Genomic DNA, 23,362 nt, shown 5'->3' on the forward strand with positions numbered 1-23,362 from the left:
AAACATGACCGTTATTTATCAGACCACCATCACCCGTATCGGCGCGAGTGCCACTGACGCCCTCAGCGACCAGATGCTCATCACCTTTCGTGAAGGCGCGCCTGCGGATCTCGAAGAGTATTGCTTCATTCATTGCCACGGCGAGTTGAAAGGTGCACTCCATCCCGGTTTGCAATTTTCGCTCGGGCAGCATCGCTATCCGGTGACCGCCGTTGGCAGCGTGGCGGAAGACAACCTTCGCGAACTGGGTCATGTCACCCTGCGCTTCGATGGTTTAAACGAAGCGGAATTCCCGGGCACTGTCCATGTGGCAGGCCCTGTACCCGACGATATCGCGCCGGGATCGGTTTTGAAGTTTGAATCTGTTAAGGAGTAAAAAATGAATCAGGTTGCCGTTGTTATCGGTGGTGGGCAAACCTTAGGCGCGTTCCTGTGCCACGGTCTGGCTGCCGAGGGGTATCGCGTCGCGGTTGTCGATATTCAGAGCGACAAAGCCGCAAATGTGGCACAAGAAATTAACGCCGAATATGGTGAAGGTATGGCGTACGGTTTTGGTGCTGACGCCACCAGTGAGCAAAGCGTTCTGGCGCTCTCTCGTGGGGTAGATGAAATCTTTGGTCGCGTGGATTTGCTGGTCTACAGCGCCGGAATTGCAAAAGCAGCCTTTATCAGCGACTTCCAGCTCGGCGATTTTGACCGTTCGCTACAAGTGAATCTGGTGGGTTATTTCCTGTGTGCCCGTGAATTTTCGCGTTTGATGATCCGCGACGGGATTCAGGGGCGCATTATTCAGATCAACTCGAAATCCGGCAAAGTGGGCAGCAAACACAACTCTGGTTATAGCGCCGCGAAATTTGGTGGCGTCGGGCTGACTCAATCACTGGCGCTGGATCTGGCGGAGTACGGCATTACGGTGCATTCACTGATGCTCGGTAATCTGCTGAAATCGCCGATGTTCCAGTCGCTGTTGCCACAATACGCGACCAAGCTGGGTATCAAACCGGATCAAGTCGAGCAGTATTACATCGATAAAGTACCGCTCAAACGCGGCTGCGATTATCAGGATGTGCTGAATATGCTGCTGTTCTACGCCAGTCCTAAGGCGTCGTACTGCACTGGTCAGTCGATCAATGTCACCGGCGGTCAGGTGATGTTCTGATCAACAGCGGAGATCCGTTAAGGATCTCCGCGAGACTAATAAAATGCCTGATGCGCTACGCTCATCAGGCATACAGGACTTCCGCCACTACATTACGGAGAAGTTATGGTATCCGCACTCATCACCGTCGCCGTTATCGCCTGGTGTGCGCAACTGGCCTTAGGCGGTTGGCAAATTTCTCGTTTTAACCGTGCCTTCGACACACTATGCCAGCAAGGGCGGGTTGGCGTGGGCCGTTCCAGCGGGCGCTTTAAACCGCGGGTCGTGGTCGTCATCGCCCTGGACGATCAGCAACGCATCGTCGACACCTTGTTTATGAAAGGACTGACCGTCTTCGCCCGACCACAAAAAATTCCCGCAATTACCGGTATGTATGCGGGTGATTTACAGCCCGATGTGATCTTTCCCAATGATCCACTATCACAGAATGCTCTATCATTGGCGCTTAAACTGAAACGTGGATAATTTCGTTGTGAATGTTACTTGCTTGCGAAGTTATCATTTTGAAACCTAAATCAGGTAATCACGCCCATGAAACCTCGTCAGCGTCAGGCCGCCATTCTGGAGTATCTGCAAAAGCAGGGTAAATGCTCGGTTGAAGAATTGGCGCAATACTTTGACACCACAGGCACAACCATTCGCAAAGATCTGGTCATTCTGGAACATGCCGGAACCGTCATTCGTACTTATGGCGGAGTGGTGTTGAATAAAGAGGAATCCGATCCGCCTATCGATCATAAAACACTCATCAACACCCACAAGAAAGAGCTGATTGCAGAAGCTGCCGTTAGTTTTATCCATGATGGCGATTCGATCATTCTTGATGCTGGCAGTACCGTTTTGCAGATGGTTCCCCTGCTCTCGCGCTTTAATAACATCACAGTGATGACCAACAGCCTGCATATCGTCAATGCGCTATCCGAACTGGATAACGAACAAACTATCCTGATGCCAGGCGGAACATTTCGTAAAAAATCGGCCTCATTTCACGGGCAACTGGCAGAGAATGCCTTCGAGCATTTCACCTTCGATAAATTGTTTATGGGCACCGACGGCATCGATCTCAATGCGGGCGTAACCACGTTCAACGAGGTTTATACCGTCAGTAAGGCAATGTGCAATGCCGCGCGCGAAGTGATTTTGATGGCAGACTCATCAAAGTTTGGCCGTAAAAGCCCCAACGTAGTTTGCAGTCTTGAAAGCGTCGATAAGCTAATTACCGACGCAGGTATCGATCCGGCGTTTCGTCAGGCGCTGGAAAAGAAAGGGATCGATGTGATCATAACCGGAGAGAGCAATGAGTGAAGCACTACTGAACGCGGGACGTCAGACTTTAATGCTGGAGTTGCAGGAAGCAAGCCGTTTACCGGAACGTCTGGGCGATGATTTTGTTCGCGCCGCCAATATCATCCTGCACTGCGAAGGCAAAGTGGTGGTTTCGGGAATTGGCAAATCGGGCCACATTGGTAAGAAAATCGCCGCAACGCTTGCCAGTACCGGCACACCGGCTTTTTTTGTCCATCCGGCAGAGGCACTGCACGGCGATCTGGGGATGATCGAAAGCCGCGATGTGATGCTGTTTATCTCTTACTCCGGTGGCGCGAAGGAACTGGATCTGATTATTCCGCGTCTGGAAGATAAATCTATCGCACTGCTGGCGATGACCGGCAAACCGACGTCACCGCTGGGCCTGGCGGCGAAAGCGGTGCTGGATATCTCCGTAGAACGCGAAGCCTGTCCGATGCACCTTGCGCCGACCTCCAGCACCGTGAATACCCTGATGATGGGTGACGCGCTGGCGATGGCGGTCATGCAGGCGCGCGGATTTAATGAAGAAGATTTTGCCCGCTCCCACCCTGCTGGAGCATTGGGTGCTCGCTTGCTGAATAAAGTGCATCATCTGATGCGCCGTGATGACGCTATCCCGCAGGTAGCGTTAACCGCCAGCGTGATGGATGCGATGCTGGAACTCAGCCGCACTGGTCTGGGGCTGGTGGCGGTATGTGACGCTCAACAACAGGTACAAGGCGTCTTTACCGACGGCGATTTACGTCGCTGGCTGGTTGGCGGCGGCGCACTCACCACGCCAGTTAATGAAGCGATGACGACAGGCGGCACCACATTACAGGCGCAAAGCCGTGCCATCGACGCCAAAGAGATCCTGATGAAGCGCAAAATCACTGCCGCACCGGTGGTGGATGAAAACGGCAAACTCACCGGCGCAATTAACTTGCAGGATTTCTATCAGGCCGGGATTATTTAATCCTTCAATCCCAGACGTTTCGCCAGCCGATGCAGGTTGGCGACGTCGGTTTCCAGCATCCGCGCACAGGCAGCCCAGTTGTGATGATTTTGTGCCAGTGCCTGACGAATAGTTTCACGCTGGAACGCTTCTGTCGCTTCACGCAGGTTTTGCTTAACAACGGGCACCGCCGCCGCTTCTGGCGGCGGCAACGTCACCTCAGGAAAAGCAAAATGTTGCGCCTCAAGAATCACTTCATCGCCGCTGCGAGTGGCTCTCGACAGTACTACCGCCCGATGAATAGCATGTTCCAGTTCGCGCACGTTTCCCGGAAAACTGTAGTGTTGCAGTAAATTTCGCGCCCCGGCACTTAATACCACGCGGGAGAGCCCCAGCCGCAAACGACACTGCTCGCAGAAATACCCCGCCAGCAGAATGACATCATCGCCCCGCTCACGCAGCGGCGGCACCGAAAGTGGAAACACGCTCAGGCGATGAAACAAATCGGCGCGGAATCGCCCTGCCAGCACCTCTTCGCGTAAATCGCGGTTAGTCGCCGCCAGCACGCGCACATCGACCCGCAAACTGCGGTCATCGCCAACGCGCTGAATATCGCCATACTGCAACACCCTCAGCAGCTTGGCCTGCAATGCCAACGACAACTCGCCGATCTCATCGAGAAACAGTGTGCCGTTATCCGCCATTTCAAACTTCCCGCTGCGGTTACTGATAGCACCAGTAAACGCCCCTTTCACATGCCCGAACAGTTCACTTTCCGCCACACTTTCCGGCAGTGCGGCACAGTTGAGATAGACCAGCAGATTCACCGCCCTTGGCGAGGCTTCATGAATCGCTTTCGCCACCAGCTCCTTACCGGTTCCCGTCTCACCGCTGATTAAGACGTTGAGATCGGACGCCGCCACAATCTCAATCTCTTTTTTTAATTGCGTCATACCTGGCGACAGACCGATCATCTGCGTCTGTTTCACCGCTTCAAACGGCGTGGCATCGCCTGGCAGCATATTCTGGCTTTCCAGTTGTTCAATCAGCAACGCATTGCTTAACGCTCCCGCCGCCAGCGCGGCAATCAGGCGTAACTCTTCGTCGCTGAAAACATCGAACTGATCGGGCTGCATCCCGTCGAGCGTCAATGCGCCGATCAGGTTTTGCCCGGCAAACAATGGCAGACCAACGCAGGCGTGAACCTTCAGACTCTCCTGCCCGGGAATCAAACCGTCATAGGGATCGGGCAATTCGCTGTCTGCGGGAAAGCGCACCACGTCCCCGGCGCGGGCAATCGCTTCCAGCCGTGGATGCCCTTCCAGCGCAAAGCGTCTACCGAGTACATCCTTTGCCAGCCCGTCGATGGCAAGCGGAATAAACTGCCGCGAGTCGTAACGTAGCAATGCAGACGCATCGCACTCCAGCACCTGACGCAGCGTGGTGATCAGGCGCTGAAAACGATCCTGATGACCAATCCCACGCTGCAATTCGATGGCGATATTCGCCAGCACATCAACGGAAAAACTCATCTTTGCCTCACTGTCAATTTGACTATAGATATTGTCATATCGACCATTTGATTAATAGTCATTTTGACTACTCATTAATGAGCATAATTTTATTTATAGAGTAAAAACAATCAGATAAAAAACTGGCACGCAATCTGCAATTAGCAAGACATCTTTTTAGAACACGCTGAATAAATTGAGGTTGCTATGTCTATTGTGGTGAAAAATAACATTCATTGGGTTGGTCAACGTGACTGGGAAGTGCGTGATTTTCACGGCACGGAATATAAAACGCTGCGCGGCAGCAGCTACAACAGCTACCTCATCCGCGAAGAAAAAAACGTGCTGATCGACACCGTCGACCATAAATTCAGCCGCGAATTTGTGCAGAACCTGCGTAATGAAATCGATCTGGCGGATATCGATTACATCGTGATTAACCATGCTGAAGAGGACCACGCCGGGGCGCTGACCGAACTGATGGCGCAAATTCCCGATACGCCGATCTACTGTACTGCTAACGCTATCGACTCGATAAATGGTCATCACCATCATCCGGAGTGGAATTTTAATGTGGTGAAAACTGGCGACACGCTGGATATCGGCAACGGCAAACAGCTCATTTTTGTCGAAACGCCAATGCTGCACTGGCCGGACAGCATGATGACTTACCTGACAGGCGACGCGGTGCTATTCAGTAACGATGCTTTCGGTCAGCACTACTGCGACGAGCATCTGTTCAACGATGAAGTGGATCAGACGGAGCTTTTCGAGCAGTGCCAGCGTTACTACGCCAATATCCTGACGCCGTTCAGCCGCCTGGTAACGCCGAAAATTACCGAGATCCTGGGCTTTAACTTACCAGTCGATATGATAGCGACCTCTCACGGCGTGGTATGGCGCGATAACCCGACGCAAATTGTCGAGCTGTACCTGAAATGGGCGGCGGATTATCAGGAAGACAGAATCACCATTTTCTACGACACCATGTCGAATAATACCCGCATGATGGCTGACGCTATCGCCCAGGGTATTGCGGAAACCGACCCACGCGTGGCGGTGAAAATTTTCAACGTCGCCCGAAGCGATAAAAACGAAATCCTGACCAATGTCTTCCGCTCAAAAGGCGTGCTGGTTGGCACTTCGACGATGAATAATGTGATGATGCCGAAAATCGCCGGGCTGGTGGAAGAGATGACCGGATTACGCTTCCGTAACAAACGCGCCAGTGCTTTCGGCTCTCACGGCTGGAGCGGCGGTGCGGTGGATCGTCTTTCCACACGCCTGCAGGATGCAGGTTTCGAAATGTCGCTTAGCCTGAAAGCCAAATGGCGACCGGACCAGGACGCTCTGGAGTTATGCCGTGAACACGGTCGCGAAATCGCCCGTCAGTGGGCGCTCGCGCCGCTGCCGCAGAGCACGGTGAATACGGTGGTTAAAGAAGAAACCTCTGCCACCACGACGGCTGACCTCGGCCCACGGATGCAGTGCAGCGTCTGCCAGTGGATTTACGATCCGGCAAAAGGCGAGCCAATGCAGGACGTTGCGCCAGGAACGCCGTGGAGTGAAGTCCCGGATAACTTCCTGTGCCCGGAATGCTCCCTTGGCAAAGACGTCTTTGACGAACTGGCATCGGAGGAAAAATGAGCAACGGCATTGTGATCATTGGTTCGGGCTTTGCCGCCCGCCAACTGGTGAAAAATATTCGCAAACAGGACGCCAGTATTCCATTAACCCTGATTGCCGCCGACAGCATGGATGAGTACAACAAACCGGACCTCAGCCATGTTATCAGTCAGGGGCAACGTGCCGACGACCTTACCCGCCAGACGGCGGGTGAATTTGCCGAGCAGTTTAATCTGCGCCTGTTTCCGCACACCTGGGTAACGGATATCGATGCCGAAGCCCATGTGGTGAAAAGTCAGAATAATCAGTGGCAATACGACAAGTTAGTGCTGGCAACTGGTGCCAGTGCCTTTGTCCCGCCAGTGCCTGGGCGTGAGTTAATGCTGACGTTAAATAGTCAGCAAGAGTATCGCGCCTGTGAAACGCAACTGCGGGATGCCCGACGCGTGTTGATTGTCGGCGGTGGTTTGATTGGTAGCGAACTGGCGATGGATTTTTGTCGTGCAGGCAAAGCGGTCACGCTAATCGACAACGCTGCCAGTATTCTGGCGTCGTTAATGCCACCAGAAGTAAGCAGCCGCTTGCAGCATCGGTTGACGGAGATGGGCGTTCATCTGCTGTTGAAATCTCAGTTGCAGGGGCTGGAAAAAACGGATTCTGGCATTCTGGCAACGCTGGACCGCCAGCGTAGCATCGAAGTGGATACGGTAATTGCCGCCACCGGACTGCGCCCGGAAACCGCCCTGGCACGACGCGCCGGGCTGACGATTAATCGCGGCGTTTGCGTCGATAGTTATCTGCAAACCAGTAATGCCGATATTTATGCGCTGGGCGATTGCGCGGAAATTAACGGTCAGGTATTGCCGTTCCTCCAGCCGATTCAACTTAGCGCGATGGTGCTGGCAAAAAATCTTCTCGGCAATAACACGCCGCTGAAACTCCCGGCGATGCTGGTGAAAATCAAAACGCCGGAATTACCTCTGCATCTGGCAGGCGAAACCCAGCGTCAGGATTTACGCTGGCAAATTAATACCGAACGCCAGGGAATGGTGGCGCGCGGTGTTGATGATGCCGACCAGCTTCGCGCCTTTGTGGTCAGTGAGGATCGGATGAAAGAGGCGTTTGGATTGTTGAAAACGTTGCCGGTATAGGCATGTTTTTCTCCCTCGCCCAAAGGGCGAGGGGACTGTCCGCGCTCTATTTACGCTTAGTTACGCCACATCCGCCACTATGCAGTATGCAGGATGCGCGCCGCAGCAATAACCCCCTGCCCCAGAGACAAACCGCCATCACCTGCCGGTAAACTCTGCGGAAAGAGTAATGTGAAATCAGCGAGATAATGCGACAGACGTGTACGCAGCAATCGGTTATGAATAACCCCACCGCTAAATACCAGCGTAGTGATACCGCGCATCGTGGCCTGCTCACGCATCAACGCGGCAAAACCCTGCGCCAGCGCATCATGAAACGCCCACGCGCGTTGATTAACCGGTGCCTGCCAGTTCAGCCACTGCTGCCAGAAAGTGGCGAGATCCAGTTGATTGTCCACCAGCGGCATCGTCACCGGATGCGTCACTCCGTCGCACGAAGCTGCGAGCGCCTCCAGAGCACAAGCCGCTTCACCTTCATAACTTAACGTGGCTGGCGCGCAGCCCAGCGCCGCCGCCACAGCATCGAACAAACGCCCACACGATGACGCCAGCGGCGCGTTAATTCCACGCTCAATGGCCCGCGCCAGCACGCTCCAGTTTTGCTGTTGCACACTTGCCGTTTCAGGGTAATTCTGCCACTCCGGCACAAAGCGCAGGCACTGCGCCAGCAGGTTACGCCACGGCTGCTTTGCAGCCAAATCGCCCCCCGGAAGCGCCACCGCAGGCAAGCCGCCCAGGTGCTCACATTCGCGATAGTTCACCCGCAGGCATTCACCGCCCCACAAAGCGCCGTTCTCCCCCATACCGATACCGTCGAGCGTCAACGCAATGACATCACCGCCATCCAGCGGCCACTGATGCTCTGCCAGACACGCCGCCGCATGAGCATGATGATGAAGCATCGTTTGCGTCGGCAGATTCATTTCGCGCGCCCACTGGCTGGAGACATAGCCCGGATGCACGTCATGCACAACGTATTGCGGGGTAAAATCGTAGATGTTTTGCATCAGGCGTAACGCTTCGCGCCACTGCATCTGGATGCCATCGTCACTTAAATCGCCCAGATGCTGACTCAACACCGCTTGTTCGCCGCGCACCAGGCAGAAGGTGTTTTTCAGATCCGCGCCGAGACACAGCACAGGCGGAACATTTTTAAAGCCCGGAGGCAAAGCCAGCGCATCCGGCACATACCCCCGCGAACGGCGCAGCATTTCGCCGCTTTCGCGCACTACCGAATCATCCATCCGCTGCACGATGTCGCGGTTATGTAGCAAGAATCCGTCGGCAATGCCCTGCAAATCCGCCAGCGCCTGTTCGTTGCTGATAGCCGGTGGTTTACCGCTCAGGTTGCCGGAGGTCATCACCAGCGGACATTGCAGTTCCTGTAACAGCAAATGCTGAAGCGGATTCGCAGGCAACATCACCCCAACTTCGTTAAGGCCAGGGGCGATATCATCACAAAGCTCAGGAACGTATTTTTTATCCACCAGCACAATCGGCGCGGCGGGTGTGGTAAGCAACTGACGGGCAGCGTCTGGTAAACCTTCTGCCACTGGCAACATAACCGCCAGCGGTTTCGCCGGGCGATGTTTGCGCGCCCGCAGTGTCGCCACCGCGTTACTGTTACGCGCATCGCAGGCGAGATGAAATCCGCCAATCCCTTTGATGGCGACAATGTTGCCCATTTTTAACTGTGCGATAGCTGCCTGTAATGCCGCCTCTTGTTCTGCATGTTCACCATGACTTATCCATTCAAGATGTGGGCCACACTCCGGGCAGGCCACCGGCTGGGCGTGGAAGCGACGATCGAGCGGGTCGCGATATTCTTTGTCACAGGCCGGACACAGCGGAAACGCCGCCATCACGGTAAACGGGCGATCGTAAGGCATCGCGCGAATAATGGTGAAACGCGGGCCACAGTGGGTACAGTTGATAAACGGATAACGCCAGCGTCGTTCGCCTGGGGTATTCATTTCGGCAAGGCAAGCAGGGCAAGTCGCGGCATCGGGAACAATTTGCGTATTCATGACGCCACCCGCGCTCTGGCGGATGGTGAACTCAGTGGGCAGTTGTGACCAGATAAACGGCTCACGCTCGACGCTATCAATACGCGCCAGTGGCGGGCAGTGCTGATGCAATTGAACAAGAAACGTTTCCGGATCTTCCAGCAGCCGGACTTCTACGCCATCGCCGTCATTACAGACATCGCCGTGAAGATTTAATTGCTGTGCCAGTTGCCAGACAAACGGACGAAAACCGACGCCCTGCACTTTGCCACGAATACGCAGTTGGACACCGCAAGATGTGTTTTTTGCCATTGAGTTATTCCCGCCATCATGAATTGCGTAACCCGCCCAGCCGGACACGAGCGCGTCGCATCCGGCAATCACAGATCGGCGATACCGCCCGCTCCGTATTCTACGAATATTTCCGGGAATTCCTTTGATGCCAGAACAGTTCAGTAAGATTTTTAGAACATCAGCGCCGTACGGCGACGTTTTTCTGCGCTCAGTTGTTCAAGTTTATTACGATCGACACAAATCAGCGCATGAGTCGGGCAAGCCGCCATACACGCCGGGCCGTCTTCACGATGGTTGCACAGGTCACATTTATTGGCTTCGGCTTTGTCAGCCCGTACATTCAGCCCCGCGCCGCTGTTGCGAATCACCGGACGTACCACCACTTCCATCGCGCCATACGGGCAAGCCACAACGCAGGTTTTGCAACCAATGCAACGTTCCTGCATCACATGAACAAACCCTTTATCACGGCTGATAGCACCATTCGGGCAGACGTTAGCGCACGGTGCATCTTCACACTGACGGCAGACTGTTGCCGTGGAAATGTTCACACCTTTAATGACATGGATTCGCGGTAAAAAAGTTTCCGGGGTCAGCGATGCACAGTCCTGATTCTCCTGATGAGAAACCACGCACGCCACTTCACAGGTACGGCAACCAATACATTTACTCGCGTCAGCAATGATGAAACGGTTCATCAAATTCTCCAGCAATGACAGTTAATGCGCCGATACATTCACAAATCATGCCAGTTTTTAATTTACTGTTATTTAAAGAAATTAAATTCTGTAATGCAGGAAAAACGATGTCATCGACACTAGTGACGATGACATGTGATGACAATGTTTATTGCGAAAGAGCAATGAGGGAGCCGCGGCGGATCAGTTTTCCGCTGAAGGTTTTCGGCGGTGAGAAATCCCCGCCATCGAGCATAAAAATCAGCCGTCCAATAATTTCCTGAATCATCTCAGTCACCGGAATTTTTACGCTGGAGAGCGCCGGAACGGTGTAGGGGGCAATAGCGATATCATCGAATCCGATAACTGACACCTGCTCTGGCACCGCTACGCCGCGCTCGTGTAACGCTTTCATCGCACCTATCGCCATATCGTCGTTACTGGCAACTAACGCGCTAAATTTAGCCCCACGTTCGAGCAACGTTTCTACCCCTTCGGCCCCGCTGGCGGGCGTCCATTTACCGTTAGCGATAAGTTTTTCATTGAGCGCAATACCATGCTGCGCCAGCGCGTCTTTATACCCGGCAAGACGTTCAACGCTGGTGGGGGAATCCATCGAGCCGGTAAGGAAAGCAATCTCCTGATGTCCGGCGTTTATCAACTCTGCCACGGCGTTAAAGCTGGTCTGTTTATGATCGCACCAGACGCTATGGCTGCTGTTTTTGCGCAGGCGGCGATTAAGCACCATTATCGGCTGACTGTGTGCGTCAATGATGTCATCAATCTCATCCACGCTTAAAAAACGCGGGTAAATCATAATGGCGTCGCAGCGCAAATCCAGCAGATACTGAATCGCCTGGCGCTCTTCTTCGGCGCTGTGTTTACCATCTGCCAATAGCAACTGTCGCCCTTTCTCTTCCGCCATTCGCGCGGCATGAAACAGTAATTCACTAAAATAAATGCCGTGGTAAAGCGTGTTGGTCACGACCAGCCCCAGCGTCTGAGTACTCTTCGCCGACAGATTGCGCGCCAGCAAGTTTGGACGGTAACCGCTCTCTTCTACCGCCTGAAACACGCGATCTTTAGTCTCCTGGCTGACGTAGCCATTACCTGAAAGCACGCGGGAAACGGTCGCTTTTGAAACCCCGGCGCGCTTCGCCACTTCCAGCATCGTCGTCATCATTTTCATCCCTTTACACGCAATCAACGCAGTGTACTGCACCGTTTGCCGATTGTCCTTGCGCAATCGGCGGGAAAAATATTCAGGTGACCGGTTTCACAAATATAAAAAATGAACAATTAACTCTCTTGCTTATTCAGTGACAACTATTCATGATTTTGTGAAACCGGTTTCCTAATTCCGTTTCAGCATCGGCATTTTTCCGTCACGTCGACTGATAACAACTACATCTACCCTACTGATAACAGGATAAAATCCGATGGCCAAAAATTATGCGGCGCTGGCACGCTCGGTGATAGCGGCACTGGGCGGCGTTAATAACATCTCGGCAGTCACGCACTGTATGACGCGTTTGCGCTTTGTTATCAAAGATGACCAGCTTATCGACAGTCCGACGTTGAAAACCATCTCCGGCGTGCTCGGCGTGGTACGTAGTGACAACCAGTGTCAGGTGATTATCGGCAATACCGTTTCACAAGCCTTTCAGGAAGTCGTCAGCCTGCTGCCGGGAGATATGCAGCCCGCACAGCCCGTGGGTAAACCCAAACTTACGCTACGTCGCATAGGTGCGGGGATCCTCGATGCGCTGATCGGCACCATGTCACCGCTGATCCCGGCGATTATCGGCGGATCGATGGTCAAACTGCTGGCGATGATCCTCGAGATGAGCGGCGTGCTGACAAAAGGATCGCCGACCTTAACCATTCTGAATGTGATTGGTGACGGTGCTTTCTTCTTCCTGCCGCTGATGGTCGCGGCTTCTGCCGCCATCAAATTTAAAACCAATATGTCGCTGGCGATTGCCATCGCGGGTGTGCTGGTACATCCGAGTTTTATTGAATTAATGGCGAAAGCGGCCCAGGGTGAACATGTCGAATTTGCCCTGATTCCGGTCACCGCGGTGAAATACACCTACACGGTGATCCCGGCGCTGGTGATGACCTGGTGCCTGTCATATATCGAACGCTGGGTGGACAGCATTACACCGGCGGTGACTAAAAACTTCCTCAAGCCAATGCTGATTGTGTTGATTGCCGCACCGCTGGCAATTCTGCTGATTGGCCCGATTGGTATCTGGATCGGTAGCGCCATTTCGGCGCTGGTTTACACCATTCATGGTTATCTGGGCTGGCTTTCAGTCGCCATTATGGGTGCGCTGTGGCCTCTGCTGGTAATGACCGGGATGCACCGCGTCTTTACGCCAACCATCATTCAGACCATTGCCGAAACCGGCAAAGAAGGGATGGTCATGCCGTCAGAGATCGGCGCTAACCTGTCGCTGGGCGGTTCATCACTGGCGGTGGCGTGGAAAACGAAAAACCCGGAACTGCGCCAGACGGCGCTGGCTGCGGCGGCATCAGCCATTATGGCGGGGATTTCCGAACCGGCGTTATATGGCGTGGCGATCCGCCTGAAACGTCCGCTTATCGCCAGTCTTATCAGCGGTTTTATTTGCGGCGCGGTTGCCGGTATGGCGGGGCTTGCCAGCCACTCAATGGCAGCGCCGGGGCTATTTACCAGCGTGCAGTTCTTCGAGCCGGCGAATCCAATGAGCATCGTCTGGGTGTTCGCGGTCATGGCGCTGGCGGTGGTGCTGTCGTTCATCCTCACACTGTTGCTCGGCTTTGAGGATATTCCTGTTGAGGAAGCGACTGCCGAGGCGCGAAAGCATCAGAGCGCACAACCGACCGTCGCCAAAGAAGTAAGTCTTAATTGAGGATGAAAATGTCAGTATTTCCAGAAGGTTTTTTATGGGGCGGCGCGCTTGCCGCCAACCAGTCTGAAGGTGCGTACCGTGAAGGTGGCAAAGGGCTGACCACCGTCGATATGATCCCGCACGGCGAGCATCGAATGGCGGTGAAACTGGGGCTGGAAAAACGTTTTCAGTTGCGCGATGACGAGTTTTATCCCAGCCATGAGGCGACGGATTTTTATCATCGTTATAAAGAAGATATCGCCCTGATGGCAGAGATGGGATTCAAAGTGTTCCGTACCTCAATTGCCTGGAGCCGCCTCTTCCCGCAGGGCGATGAACTGACGCCCAACCAGCAGGGCATTGCCTTTTACCGCGCGGTATTTGAAGAGTGTAAAAAGTACGGTATCGAACCGCTGGTCACGTTGTGCCACTTCGATGTGCCGATGCATCTGGTCACCGAATATGGCTCCTGGCGTAACCGCAAGCTGGTGGAGTTTTTCAGCCGCTACGCCCGGACCTGCTTTGAAGCATTTGATGGCCTGGTGAAATACTGGCTCACCTTCAATGAAATCAACATTATGTTGCATAGCCCGTTCTCCGGCGCGGGTCTGGTGTTTGAAGAAGGCGAAAATCAGGATCAGGTGAAATATCAGGCTGCGCATCACCAACTGATTGCCAGTGCATTAGCCACCAAAATCGCCCATGAGGTTAACCCGCAAAATCAGGTGGGCTGTATGCTGGCGGGCGGTAACTTCTACCCTTACAGTTGCAAGCCGGAAGATGTCTGGGCGGCGCTGGAGAAAGATCGGGAAAACCTGTTTTTTATCGATGTGCAGGCGCGGGGCGCGTATCCGGCTTACTCTGCCCGCGTATTCCGCGAAAAAGGGGTAACCATCGACAAAGCACCGGGCGATGATGAGATCCTGAAAAACACCGTCGATTTTGTCTCTTTCAGCTATTACGCCTCACGCTGCGCCTCGGCGGAGATGAACGCCAACAATAGCAGTGCGGCGAACGTAGTGAAATCGCTGCGTAACCCGTATCTGCAAGTGAGCGACTGGGGCTGGGGTATTGATCCACTCGGTCTGCGTATCACCATGAACATGATGTACGACCGCTATCAGAAGCCGCTGTTTCTGGTGGAAAACGGCCTGGGCGCAAAAGATGAATTTGCGGCCAATGGTGAGATTAACGATGACTATCGTATCAGCTATTTACGCGAACATATCCGCGCAATGGGCGAAGCGATTGCAGATGGCATTCCGCTGATGGGCTACACCACATGGGGCTGTATTGATTTAGTTTCCGCCTCTACGGGTGAAATGAGCAAACGCTACGGTTTTGTCTTTGTTGACCGTGACGACGCAGGCAACGGTACGCTGACGCGCACGCGTAAGAAATCGTTCTGGTGGTATAAAAAAGTGATTGCCAGTAATGGTGAGGATTTAGAGTAAGTAACTACCGTCGCACGAACCAGGAAAGCCCGATAAGCGTTGCGCATCGGGCAATCTTGGGTTTGGCATCAGTCAAAATCAAAGAAACCATTCCGGCTTAACACCAAATCGGGCTGAAAGTGCCTTAATGTGGGATATCGTCAGGGATCGTTGCCCAGACAAAATCTGACTGACCAGGGATTTAGAGCCGATTTCGTTCTTCAAATCCGCGTAGGTCAGATTATGTTGATCAATCAGCGTACGAAGTAACGCCACGCCAACCGGCATTGCTGCAACGGCTTTGTCGAACTCGGCAAACTTTTCGTTGTTGTTTTCATATTCTGCAATGCGGCTCGCCAGAAAGTCGATAAGTGGATTGGTGTCATCTTCTTCAATCAAATATTCGACCAGTTCCAGTGCTTCACGATAATCATCTTCTGAGTCACTACCTCCCAGAAAGGGGACTGCATTGACCAGTTCTCTTGTTGCTTTAACAGCGCGTGCAGCATTAGCAGTCATTCTTTGTTCTCTCTGTAGTAACGTGTCAGTTTGTCATACTCTGCGTGATTCGTTATGTGCTTCACAAAGAACCGCTTATTAACAAAGTTTATGTAGGCAATAACCCTAAGATTGTTCCCGCCGACATCCAGAACGTACCATTTGTTGCGATATCTAAAATTGTCGAGGTTGGGAAACGCCGTTCGCATTTCTTCTGGTGTAGAAAAATCCGTTTCCTTAATAACCCGATACAATGAGTATAGAGCCAGAGCGTCGTTAGGATATTTGCGCGCACACTCTTCAAATGGCGCTTTCGAAATGATGTGCATTTTAACTTCCTTATTAGCGCCTGAATGACTAAACCTGGACTACCATTCCTTCGGATTTATTTTCCTATAGTAGTTGATCACACGGGTGTTCACAATATGTAAACACCCGTCTACACGTCACAATTGCACGTCCAAATTCCAAAACGTGAACATGTTTGTCTACGAACTACTCTTCTTCCACCGCTAACTGCGCGAATCCGCCATTCCCTTCCCAGCCTTCCAGTCGTTGATAAACGGTTTCTACCGCATCTTTAATCGGCTGGGTCATCGGGTAGTAAAAGCCGACGATATCCGGCTGGATGCCGAGGAAAATCACTTCGCCAATGTCTTCTTTTAACTGGTCGATAAGGTAGTTCAACGGCATGTTATGGGTAGTCATCATAAACATCTCGGCGATATCATCCGGATCGATGATGCGGATCTCGCCGGGGTTTAGCCCCATATCCGTGGCGTCGACAATCAGCAGTCGTGTCGGGCGCAGTTCGCGAATAGCGACAATGTCGTTTTCCGGTGCGCTACCGCCGTCAATCACCACCCAGTTACCTTTCGGCGCGGCGGCGCACTTTTCCGCCAGCAGCGGACCTGCGCCATCATCGCCCATCATGCTATTGCCAACACAGAGTAAAACGTCAGTCACGCAATCTCCTCACCATCAAATAGATGGCGTTTTCCTGATGAATATCATGCAGCATACTTAACAGCATTGTACTCCATTCCTTCTGCTGCGAAGTTTGCGCAGCCCGGGCTTTATCGAATGCGTTGGCCAGCATCGGCACATGGTTAATGTCGATGACGATCTCACCATATTTCGGCACGCCTTCCATTTTGCGGCGGGCTTCGCTGCCCGCCTCCAGAGTGGCAATCCATGCCAGATATTCATCCCACGGACAGGTGAGCGCCGCTTCCAGGCAATCGATAACCCCAAGGTGGTGACCAATCGCCAGGCTGTAATAGACCACCTGCTGCGCCTCGGCGGGCGTGGCATCGTTCTCATCAATAAATTTACGGCTCAGTTGACTGAACACCACCTTTTCACTCATCGGATACGCGCCTCTTCAACAACATGATTCAGATGGCTGACAATCTCGTTCAGACGCGGATCGTTTTCCGCTTCCAGCCAGCGTGCAACCTGCTCTTCGCCCTGCCCTAACTGTGTCAGGAAGTCATCGGCAATCTGGCGACCGTAACGGTAACCCGCCAGGCGGCGAGCTTCGCGATCCACTTTCACGCGCAGCGGCTGCACCATATCGCCATGCAGGATCTCCGCCGGTTGTTCATCCTGCTCACCCGGCCCACGGGCGTGAATTTTCTGCTCCAGCAGGCCGAGCGCCATTGCAAAGCCGTACAGCGTGGCGGCAGGCGTTGGCGGGCAGCCAGGGATATAAACATCCACCGGGACGATTTTATCCGTACCGCCCCACACGCAGTAGAGATCGTGGAAGATCCCGCCGCTGTTACCGCAGGCACCGTAGGAGATACAAATTTTCGGGTCCGGCGCGGACTGCCACGCACGCAGCGCAGGGGATCGCATTGCACGGGTGACCGCGCCGGTAAACAGTAAAATATCCGCATGACGCGGTGAAGGAACGACTTTAATGCCGAAGCGTTCTGCATCAAACAGCGGCGAAAGCGTGGCGAAAATTTCGATTTCGCAGCCGTTGCAGCCGCCGCAGTCCACGCGGTAAACGTAGGCAGAACGTTTGATTTTTTTCAGTAACGACGCCTTCATGCTGGCGATGGATTCATCCACCGTCATCGGGACCGGAATGCCGTTGGCGTCACGGGGGCCTAATAAATTGCTCATCAGATGGCCTCTTTCATATGGCGAGTCAGTTCAATACGGTCGGACGGCACCAGGCATTTCTGGCGCTTACATTCCGGGCAAGTCTCAAAGCTTTCGCGGTGGTTTTCCGCGCGGCTGTCGCCGTTGTGCTTGAGCAGCGCAATGGCGTAGTCGATCTCTTTCTGGACGGCGAAAGGACGATTGCAGACGCGACAGTTGCACAGCGCGAAGCGGGACTGTTGCAGGAAGTCTTCTTTCTTCCACACCGCCAGTTCGTACTCTTGCGACAGCTTAATCGCCGCCGTCGGGCAAACTTCTTCGCAGCGTCCACAGAAGATGCAGCGCCCGAGATTAAACTCCCAGGCAAGCTCTCCTGTGGCGAGGTCAGTTTCAACCGTTAAGGCGTTTGACGGGCAGGCATTGACGCAGGCCGCGCAGCCGATGCACTGCTGCGGGTTCTGCTCTGGCTTACCACGGAAGTTTTTATCAACCGCAATCGGCTCCAGCGGATAAGACGAGGTCGCCGTGCCGGTTTTGATAACTTTTTTGATAAAGGTAAACATGGCGATTCCTTATTTCAGCGGCGAGTTTTTACGCTCAATGCTGTAACGCTCGAGTTCTTTGTACGGCACCACTTTGCTCTTCTTCTTACGCACATCGACCACGGTCATGCGGTCGGTACAGGAGTAGCAAGGGTCCAGGCTACCGATAATCAGCGGCGCATCGGAAACGGTGTTGCCGCGCAGCATGTAGCGCAGGGTCGGCCAGTTCGCGTAGGTCGCGGCACGGCAGCGCCAGCGGTACAGCTTCTGGTTGTCGCCGGTCATGCTCCAGTGGATATCGTCGCCGCGCGGCGCTTCGGCAAAGCCCAGCGCAAAACGGTGCGGAATATAGGTAAAGCCTTCCACCATCAGCGGACCGCCCGGCAGGTTATCCAGACCGTAGTCGATCATGTTCAGCGCGGTATAGACCTCGTTGATACGCACTTTCAGACGGGAAATAACGTCGCAGCCCTGCTCGCTGTGGACTTCCATTGGCAGCAGGCCATAACCAACAAACGGGTGATCGGCACGGGTATCGCGGGCGTGACCGCTGGCGCGGACCATCGGGCCAACGTTACTGAAATCGCGGGCGATTTCCGGGTCCAGACGACCAATGCCGACAGTACGCTGTTCCATGTTCGGTGTGCTCAGCAGCACATCCACCAGCTCCTGCACTTCACGACGCATCTGTTGCGCCAACTGGCGGGTCTGGATCATGTCATCTTTCAGCAGATCGCGACGAATTCCGCCGATCAGGTTCAGGCCGTAGGTTTTACGCGCACCGGTAAGGATCTCTGCCATTTTCATGGAGGTTTCACGCACGCGGAAGAACTGCATAAAGCCGGAGTCGAAGCCGGTAAAGTGACTGGCGAGGCCGAGGTTGAGCAGATGCGAGTGCAGGCGTTCTACCTCCAGCAGAATGGCGCGGATCATCTGCGCACGTTCTGGCACCTGAATACCCATCGCGTTTTCCACCGACGTGGTGTAGGCGGTGCTGTGAGCAAAGCCGCAGATCCCGCACACACGGTCAGAGAGGAAGGTCACTTCGTTGTAACCCATGCGGGTTTCCGCCAGTTTTTCCATGCCGCGATGGACATAGAACAGGCGGTAGTCGGCGTCGATAATGTTTTCGCCATCGACGAACAGACGGAAGTGACCCGGTTCGTCGGAAGTGACGTGCAGCGGACCAATCGGCACGACGTTGTTTTTCTTGTCGCCCAGTTCGTTGATGAACTCGTAGGTTTCAGCATCGGTAGTCGGTGCCGGACGTTGACGATAATCCATGCTGTCTTTACGCAGCGGATAAAGTTCATCCGGCCAGTCATCCGGCAGCACCAGACGACGTTCATCCGGCAGCCCTACCGGAATCAAACCGTACATATCGCGCACTTCACGCTCGCCCCATACCGCCGCCGGAACGCGCGGCGTTACGGACGGATATTCCGGTTTGTTGGCGTCAACTTCAACGCGCACGGTTATCCAGCATTTGGTGCCCTTCTCCATCGACAGCACGTAGTAAACGGCGTAATGACCATTAAGTTTGCGTTCGTCGTTACCAAACAGCACCGACAGCCAGCCCCCCTGCTTGTAGTAGAGAAACTCCACCACTTCCGGCAGGTAGTTCACCTTCACGGTCACGGTCAGCTGATCTTTGGTCTGCCAGGCGTGGTCCAGCACGACGCCCGGAAATGCCTCATTCAGCGCAGCGAGATAATGTTGACCTAATTTTTCTTCAGACATGCTCAAACTCTCTTTAATCACGCCGCCAGCAAGGAGACGAACGCTAAAAATGCAAAGCCAAACCCAGCCCAGGTAATGCGCGGAGTAATATCAAGACGCAGACGGGCCATGCTGTTTTCGAACAGCGCGATAACCAGGACGCCAACCACCAGTTTGACGATGGCAATCACCAGCGCCAGCAGCAGCCCACCGACGGTGAAGGTTTCCATTTGTCCCCACGGAATAAACACCCCGACGAACATCTGCAACACCACCAGCTGTTTCAGGCTGATACCCCATTTCATGACGCCAAAGCCGCTGCCGCTATACTCAGAGAGCGGACCTTCCTGCAACTCCTGCTCGGCTTCCGCCAGGTCGAACGGCAGTTTGCCCATTTCGATAAAGGTGGCGAATGCACAGGCACAAAGCGCCAGCACCAGCGGAATGCTCTGGCTCAGCGGCCAGTGATAAACGGTGTCGGTGATGTTGCTGATGTTGGTAGAACCGGCAACCTGTGCGGCGACCCACAGACCAAGCAGCAGCATCGGTTCAACCAGCACGCCAAGCATCGCTTCACGGCTCGCGCCGATAGCGGTAAACGGGCTACCGGTATCCAGACCAGAAATGGCAAAGAAGAAACGCGCGATGGCAAAGAGATACAGTAAAGTGATCAAATCGCCCAGCTGCGGCAGCGGAGAACCAACGGTCACCACCGGCAGCGCAGTAGCGATAGTCAGCATGACGCCCACCATCACATACGGCGTCAGGCGGAACACCCAGCCGGAGGCATCCGGGCCAACGCTCTGGCGACCCAGCAGTTTGATAATGTCGCGATACTCCTGCAACACGCCCGGCCCGCGACGGTTATGCAAGCGGGCGCGCGCCACGCGGGTTATACCGGAGAGCAGCGGCGCAACGGCAAATAACACCAGCGCCTGAATTAACGGATATAAAACACTCATTCTCAGGCTCCTCGTGAAACAATAATCACCACCAGCACCGCCAGTTCAACCAGCGCCATCCGGCGGAACAGCAACGCACTGCCTTCGCACTGCCAGCCCGGCACCAGCGACACCGGATTCAGCCATTTGCGCAGTTTCAGCACTGGCGCAAACGCCTGTTTCACCGGCATGGCAAAACCGTGAGCGGTAATCACCATTGATTTTTCGTGGTCGTAGCCGCACACCCAGGCCGCGCCGCGGGAACGCGACGGCAAACGGTCGCCTTTGCAAATCGCCATAATGATGAATGGCAGCAGCGGGCAGGCAATCAGCAGCAACGTGATCATGGGTTGAGAAACGGTGGTGTTAGCAGGCTCCAGCGGCAGAGGTACAGCAGCAGAGAGCATCGGCAGCAGCCACGGCGCAGCAACACCGCCAATTACGCAGCAAATCGCCAGTGCCACTACGCTTACGCTCATCAGGAGCGGCGCACAGGTGGCGTTTTCGGCTTCTTTGGTACGCGGCGCGCCGAGGAACGTGACGCCATAGACTTTCGCCATACACATCACCGCTAGCGCACCGGTAATTGCCAGACCCACTGCGAGCAGCGGCCCCAGCAGACGGGCAACAAACGCGCCACTATTGCTCAGTTTGAAGAAGGATTGATAGATAACCCATTCCCCGGCAAACCCGTTCAGCGGCGGCAACGCAGCCATTGCCATCAGCCCAACTAACATGGCGATGGAGATAACCGGCATTTTCTTGCCAATACCACCGAGTTTTTCGATATCGCGATGACCGGTACGGAACCAGACGCTCCCCGCCCCGAGGAAAAGTACGCTTTTGAACAGGCTATGGTTAAGCAGATGGTACAGACCACCGACCAGGCCAAGAGCAATCAGCGCCGGTTGTTCGAGCGCGATACCCGTTACGCCAGCGCCCAGCCCCAGCAGGATAATGCCGATATTTTCCAGGGTGTGGTAAGCCAGCAGGCGCTGGATGTTGTGTTCCATCAACGCATACAGACCACCGACGAACGCGGTGATCATGCCGAGCACCAGCAGCGCGATTCCCCACCACAGCGGTGCATTACCGCCCAGCAGTGACAGGGTTAAAATGCCCAGCAGGCCAATTTTCATGACTACCGTGGAAAACAACGCGGCAGCTGGCGCAGAGGCGTTAGCATGTGCCTGCGGCACCCAGCCGTGCAGCGGAATAATCCCGGCCAGCAGGCCAAAGCCAATCACACCGAGCAGCCAGATATCGGAACCGAGCGGCAGCTGTTGCATACGCATATCCAGCAGGCGCAGATCCAGCGTGCCGTAACGCTGCCACAGCAGCCAGCAAGCAATCGCCAGCAGCAGAGTGCCAAGACGCCCCAGTGCAAACCACAGTTTGCCCTCTTTGCTGTTGTTGGTGAGGAACACCGCGCACAAGGCCATGATTTCTGCCATTACCACGAACATACCGAGGTTGCTGGCGATGACAGCACAGACGGCAGCAGCCATCAACATATTGATCTGCAAGCCGTTGCACTTCACCTGCGCGTGGCGATGCCAGTCAATGTTGTAGAGGCTGACAAACAGACCGCACAGGCCGAGCGTAATCAGCCAAATCGCGTTAAGCGGAGAGATTTGCACATCGTAGCTTACCAGCGACAGCGCACCGCTCACGCCAACCGCGCCAGTCAGTACAGTGAAGCCCGCGGCTGCCGTATACAGACTACCCACCGCGCCGCCAATTCCGGCTATCCAGCCGCTTAGCGCCTTTTGAAAAGAAAAGAGAAATGCCAGAACAGCGGCGGCGACAAACCACGCCACGCCGCTATTGATCAGGGAAATTGCGCTCATTTAGCCTCTCCACTTTGAGCCTGCTGAAACAAGGTGAGATCGCCAAAGTCCGTGTTAAAGGTCAGCTCACGCTTACGTTTGCTGACGCGGGCGATATCGGTGTTATCCACCAGATGCAGGGCTTTAGTCGGGCACATCCGCACGCAGGCCGGACCTTGTTCATCAAAGCTACAAAGGTCACATTTGACGGCGATCGCGCGAATACCTGGCACCCAGTCAAGCAATGTGCTGACACGCGCCGGAGCAGGCGGTGCCGGTGGCGCTTTCGGGGTATTGGCGTTTGCCGGAATATCCAGCGGACGGCTGCCGGAAAATTCAATTGCGCCAAACGGGCAGGCGATGCCGCACAGTTTGCAGCTTACGCACAGGCTTTCATTCAACTGCACGGCCCCATCAACGCGGGTGATGGCGTTAACCGGGCAGACCACCGCACAGGGCGCATCTTCACAGTGGTGACAGAGCTGCGGCGCAGATTCTTTTTCATTGAGCATCACTCGCAGGCGCGGCATTGATTGCAGGCCGTGCTGGCGATGCGTCTCTGAACAGGCGGCCTCACAGGTGTGGCAGCCGATACAGAGCGTGGAGTCAGCAATTACAAAACGATTCACCAGGCATTCCTCAGGTGATTGTCATTTTTGACGAAAACATGCCGATGAAATGTCATTTTCGACACTCATCGACACGCCCATCCCCAAACAGGCGTAACGCCTGCAAAACGGGCAAAG

23 protein-coding genes are annotated in these 23,362 nt (G+C 54.3%); 9 read left to right on the plus strand and 14 right to left on the minus strand.

Annotated features, from left to right (window positions below):
* Positions 1–4: 4 nt before the first annotated feature.
* From srlB to gutQ, 5 genes are all read left to right on the plus strand, one after another.
* Entirely contained in the window at positions 5–376 is a 372-nt protein-coding gene (srlB, locus tag ACJHWK_RS14620) for a PTS glucitol/sorbitol transporter subunit IIA (protein ID WP_000216201.1), read from the plus strand.
* Between the two features lie 3 nt (positions 377–379).
* Positions 380–1,159, plus strand: coding sequence for a sorbitol-6-phosphate dehydrogenase (gene srlD / locus ACJHWK_RS14625; protein WP_001077342.1), 780 nt, complete (start codon positions 380–382; stop codon positions 1,157–1,159).
* A 105-nt stretch (positions 1,160–1,264) separates the two neighbouring features.
* A complete protein-coding gene (gene gutM / locus ACJHWK_RS14630) occupies positions 1,265–1,624 on the plus strand; it encodes a transcriptional regulator GutM (protein ID WP_001521127.1) in 360 nt (119 codons plus the stop codon).
* 66 nt (positions 1,625–1,690) lie between these two features.
* A complete protein-coding gene (gene srlR, locus ACJHWK_RS14635; RefSeq protein ID WP_000804552.1) occupies positions 1,691–2,464 on the plus strand; it encodes a glucitol operon DNA-binding transcriptional repressor SrlR in 774 nt (257 codons plus the stop codon).
* Positions 2,457–3,422 carry an arabinose-5-phosphate isomerase GutQ gene (gene gutQ / locus ACJHWK_RS14640; RefSeq protein ID WP_001287415.1) on the plus strand — a complete coding sequence of 322 codons (966 nt, stop codon included), beginning with the start codon at positions 2,457–2,459 and terminating at the stop codon, positions 3,420–3,422. Before srlR ends, gutQ begins: the two co-directional genes overlap by 8 nt.
* On the opposite strand, the gene norR is transcribed toward gutQ, so the two are convergent.
* Entirely contained in the window at positions 3,419–4,933 is a 1,515-nt protein-coding gene (gene norR / locus ACJHWK_RS14645) for a nitric oxide reductase transcriptional regulator NorR (RefSeq protein ID WP_170886088.1), read from the minus strand. The genes gutQ and norR overlap by 4 nt on opposite strands.
* A 186-nt stretch (positions 4,934–5,119) precedes the next feature.
* Between norR and norV the strand changes: the two genes are divergently transcribed.
* The gene (norV, locus tag ACJHWK_RS14650) at positions 5,120–6,559 is read left to right on the plus strand and encodes an anaerobic nitric oxide reductase flavorubredoxin (protein WP_000029623.1); all 1,440 of its coding nucleotides are present in this window, start codon (positions 5,120–5,122) and stop codon (positions 6,557–6,559) included.
* Positions 6,556–7,689: an NADH:flavorubredoxin reductase NorW gene (gene norW, locus ACJHWK_RS14655; protein WP_001521130.1), complete on the plus strand. Its 1,134-nt coding sequence runs from the start codon at positions 6,556–6,558 to the stop codon at positions 7,687–7,689. Before norV ends, norW begins: the two co-directional genes overlap by 4 nt.
* Positions 7,690–7,766: 77 nt before the next feature.
* Here the strand turns inward: norW and hypF are convergent, their stop codons facing one another.
* From hypF to ascG, 3 genes are all read right to left on the minus strand, one after another.
* A complete protein-coding gene (hypF, locus tag ACJHWK_RS14660) occupies positions 7,767–10,007 on the minus strand; it encodes a carbamoyltransferase HypF (protein WP_001521131.1) in 2,241 nt (746 codons plus the stop codon).
* A 152-nt stretch (positions 10,008–10,159) separates the two neighbouring features.
* A complete protein-coding gene (gene hydN, locus ACJHWK_RS14665; protein ID WP_001078777.1) occupies positions 10,160–10,687 on the minus strand; it encodes an electron transport protein HydN in 528 nt (175 codons plus the stop codon).
* Positions 10,688–10,835: 148 nt separating this feature from the next.
* Positions 10,836–11,846: a DNA-binding transcriptional regulator AscG gene (ascG, locus tag ACJHWK_RS14670; RefSeq protein WP_015912547.1), complete on the minus strand. Its 1,011-nt coding sequence runs from the start codon at positions 11,844–11,846 to the stop codon at positions 10,836–10,838.
* A 259-nt stretch (positions 11,847–12,105) separates the two neighbouring features.
* On the opposite strand from ascG, the gene ascF reads away from it, so the two are divergent.
* Together ascF and ascB are read left to right on the plus strand one after the other, a co-directional pair.
* Positions 12,106–13,563, plus strand: coding sequence for a PTS cellobiose/arbutin/salicin transporter subunit IIBC (gene ascF, locus ACJHWK_RS14675; RefSeq protein ID WP_020234027.1), 1,458 nt, complete (start codon positions 12,106–12,108; stop codon positions 13,561–13,563).
* An 8-nt stretch (positions 13,564–13,571) separates the two neighbouring features.
* Positions 13,572–14,996, plus strand: coding sequence for a 6-phospho-beta-glucosidase AscB (ascB, locus tag ACJHWK_RS14680; protein ID WP_020234028.1), 1,425 nt, complete (start codon positions 13,572–13,574; stop codon positions 14,994–14,996).
* A gap of 78 nt (positions 14,997–15,074) precedes the next feature.
* Here the strand turns inward: ascB and ACJHWK_RS14685 are convergent, their stop codons facing one another.
* The 10 genes from ACJHWK_RS14685 to hycB form a co-directional block, all read right to left on the minus strand.
* The gene (locus tag ACJHWK_RS14685) at positions 15,075–15,494 is read right to left on the minus strand and encodes a type II toxin-antitoxin system HigA family antitoxin (RefSeq protein ID WP_000126294.1); all 420 of its coding nucleotides are present in this window, start codon (positions 15,492–15,494) and stop codon (positions 15,075–15,077) included.
* Positions 15,491–15,802 (minus strand): type II toxin-antitoxin system HigB family toxin, encoded by a 312-nt coding sequence (locus ACJHWK_RS14690; RefSeq protein ID WP_001521139.1) that lies wholly within the window; start codon positions 15,800–15,802, stop codon positions 15,491–15,493. Before ACJHWK_RS14690 ends, ACJHWK_RS14685 begins: the two co-directional genes overlap by 4 nt.
* A 166-nt stretch (positions 15,803–15,968) precedes the next feature.
* Positions 15,969–16,439: a hydrogenase maturation peptidase HycI gene (gene hycI / locus ACJHWK_RS14695; protein ID WP_000132961.1), complete on the minus strand. Its 471-nt coding sequence runs from the start codon at positions 16,437–16,439 to the stop codon at positions 15,969–15,971.
* The gene (hycH, locus tag ACJHWK_RS14700; protein ID WP_001291918.1) at positions 16,432–16,842 is read right to left on the minus strand and encodes a formate hydrogenlyase assembly protein HycH; all 411 of its coding nucleotides are present in this window, start codon (positions 16,840–16,842) and stop codon (positions 16,432–16,434) included. Before hycH ends, hycI begins: the two co-directional genes overlap by 8 nt.
* On the minus strand, positions 16,839–17,606 hold the full coding sequence (gene hycG / locus ACJHWK_RS14705) for a formate hydrogenlyase subunit HycG (protein WP_000067399.1): 768 nt from the start codon (positions 17,604–17,606) through the stop codon (positions 16,839–16,841). The genes hycH and hycG overlap by 4 nt, the downstream gene beginning before the upstream one ends.
* A complete protein-coding gene (gene hycF, locus ACJHWK_RS14710; RefSeq protein ID WP_000493785.1) occupies positions 17,606–18,148 on the minus strand; it encodes a formate hydrogenlyase subunit HycF in 543 nt (180 codons plus the stop codon). The genes hycG and hycF overlap by 1 nt, the downstream gene beginning before the upstream one ends.
* Positions 18,149–18,157: 9 nt before the next feature.
* On the minus strand, positions 18,158–19,867 hold the full coding sequence (gene hycE, locus ACJHWK_RS14715; protein WP_001521140.1) for a formate hydrogenlyase subunit HycE: 1,710 nt from the start codon (positions 19,865–19,867) through the stop codon (positions 18,158–18,160).
* Between the two features lie 17 nt (positions 19,868–19,884).
* Positions 19,885–20,808: a formate hydrogenlyase subunit HycD gene (hycD, locus tag ACJHWK_RS14720; RefSeq protein ID WP_000115226.1), complete on the minus strand. Its 924-nt coding sequence runs from the start codon at positions 20,806–20,808 to the stop codon at positions 19,885–19,887.
* 2 nt (positions 20,809–20,810) lie between these two features.
* Positions 20,811–22,637, minus strand: a complete 1,827-nt coding sequence (gene hycC, locus ACJHWK_RS14725; protein WP_001521141.1) for a formate hydrogenlyase subunit 3 — start codon at positions 22,635–22,637, stop codon at positions 20,811–20,813.
* Entirely contained in the window at positions 22,634–23,245 is a 612-nt protein-coding gene (gene hycB / locus ACJHWK_RS14730) for a formate hydrogenlyase subunit HycB (protein WP_001079186.1), read from the minus strand. The genes hycC and hycB overlap by 4 nt, the downstream gene beginning before the upstream one ends.
* Positions 23,246–23,362: the final 117 nt, after the last annotated feature.

Source organism: Escherichia sp. WS547 (assembly GCF_046486065.1).
Taxonomy (GTDB): Bacteria; Pseudomonadota; Gammaproteobacteria; order Enterobacterales; family Enterobacteriaceae; genus Escherichia; species Escherichia coli.

Bases quoted from the DNA above. Each gene is read 5' to 3' on its own strand.
- srlB (WP_000216201.1), top strand. From the start codon at position 5: ATGACCGTTATTTATCAGACCACCATCACCCGTATCGGCGCGAGTGCC.
- srlD (WP_001077342.1), top strand. From the start codon at position 380: ATGAATCAGGTTGCCGTTGTTATCGGTGGTGGGCAAACCTTAGGCGCG.
- gutM (WP_001521127.1), top strand. From the start codon at position 1,265: ATGGTATCCGCACTCATCACCGTCGCCGTTATCGCCTGGTGTGCGCAA.
- srlR (WP_000804552.1), top strand. From the start codon at position 1,691: ATGAAACCTCGTCAGCGTCAGGCCGCCATTCTGGAGTATCTGCAAAAG.
- gutQ (WP_001287415.1), top strand. From the start codon at position 2,457: ATGAGTGAAGCACTACTGAACGCGGGACGTCAGACTTTAATGCTGGAG.
- norR (WP_170886088.1), bottom strand. From the start codon at position 4,933: ATGAGTTTTTCCGTTGATGTGCTGGCGAATATCGCCATCGAATTGCAG.
- norV (WP_000029623.1), top strand. From the start codon at position 5,120: ATGTCTATTGTGGTGAAAAATAACATTCATTGGGTTGGTCAACGTGAC.
- norW (WP_001521130.1), top strand. From the start codon at position 6,556: ATGAGCAACGGCATTGTGATCATTGGTTCGGGCTTTGCCGCCCGCCAA.
- hypF (WP_001521131.1), bottom strand. From the start codon at position 10,007: ATGGCAAAAAACACATCTTGCGGTGTCCAACTGCGTATTCGTGGCAAA.
- hydN (WP_001078777.1), bottom strand. From the start codon at position 10,687: ATGAACCGTTTCATCATTGCTGACGCGAGTAAATGTATTGGTTGCCGT.
- ascG (WP_015912547.1), bottom strand. From the start codon at position 11,846: ATGACGACGATGCTGGAAGTGGCGAAGCGCGCCGGGGTTTCAAAAGCG.
- ascF (WP_020234027.1), top strand. From the start codon at position 12,106: ATGGCCAAAAATTATGCGGCGCTGGCACGCTCGGTGATAGCGGCACTG.
- ascB (WP_020234028.1), top strand. From the start codon at position 13,572: ATGTCAGTATTTCCAGAAGGTTTTTTATGGGGCGGCGCGCTTGCCGCC.
- ACJHWK_RS14685 (WP_000126294.1), bottom strand. From the start codon at position 15,494: ATGACTGCTAATGCTGCACGCGCTGTTAAAGCAACAAGAGAACTGGTC.
- ACJHWK_RS14690 (WP_001521139.1), bottom strand. From the start codon at position 15,802: ATGCACATCATTTCGAAAGCGCCATTTGAAGAGTGTGCGCGCAAATAT.
- hycH (WP_001291918.1), bottom strand. From the start codon at position 16,842: ATGAGTGAAAAGGTGGTGTTCAGTCAACTGAGCCGTAAATTTATTGAT.
- hycG (WP_000067399.1), bottom strand. From the start codon at position 17,606: ATGAGCAATTTATTAGGCCCCCGTGACGCCAACGGCATTCCGGTCCCG.
- hycF (WP_000493785.1), bottom strand. From the start codon at position 18,148: ATGTTTACCTTTATCAAAAAAGTTATCAAAACCGGCACGGCGACCTCG.
- hycE (WP_001521140.1), bottom strand. From the start codon at position 19,867: ATGTCTGAAGAAAAATTAGGTCAACATTATCTCGCTGCGCTGAATGAG.
- hycD (WP_000115226.1), bottom strand. From the start codon at position 20,808: ATGAGTGTTTTATATCCGTTAATTCAGGCGCTGGTGTTATTTGCCGTT.
- hycC (WP_001521141.1), bottom strand. From the start codon at position 22,637: ATGAGCGCAATTTCCCTGATCAATAGCGGCGTGGCGTGGTTTGTCGCC.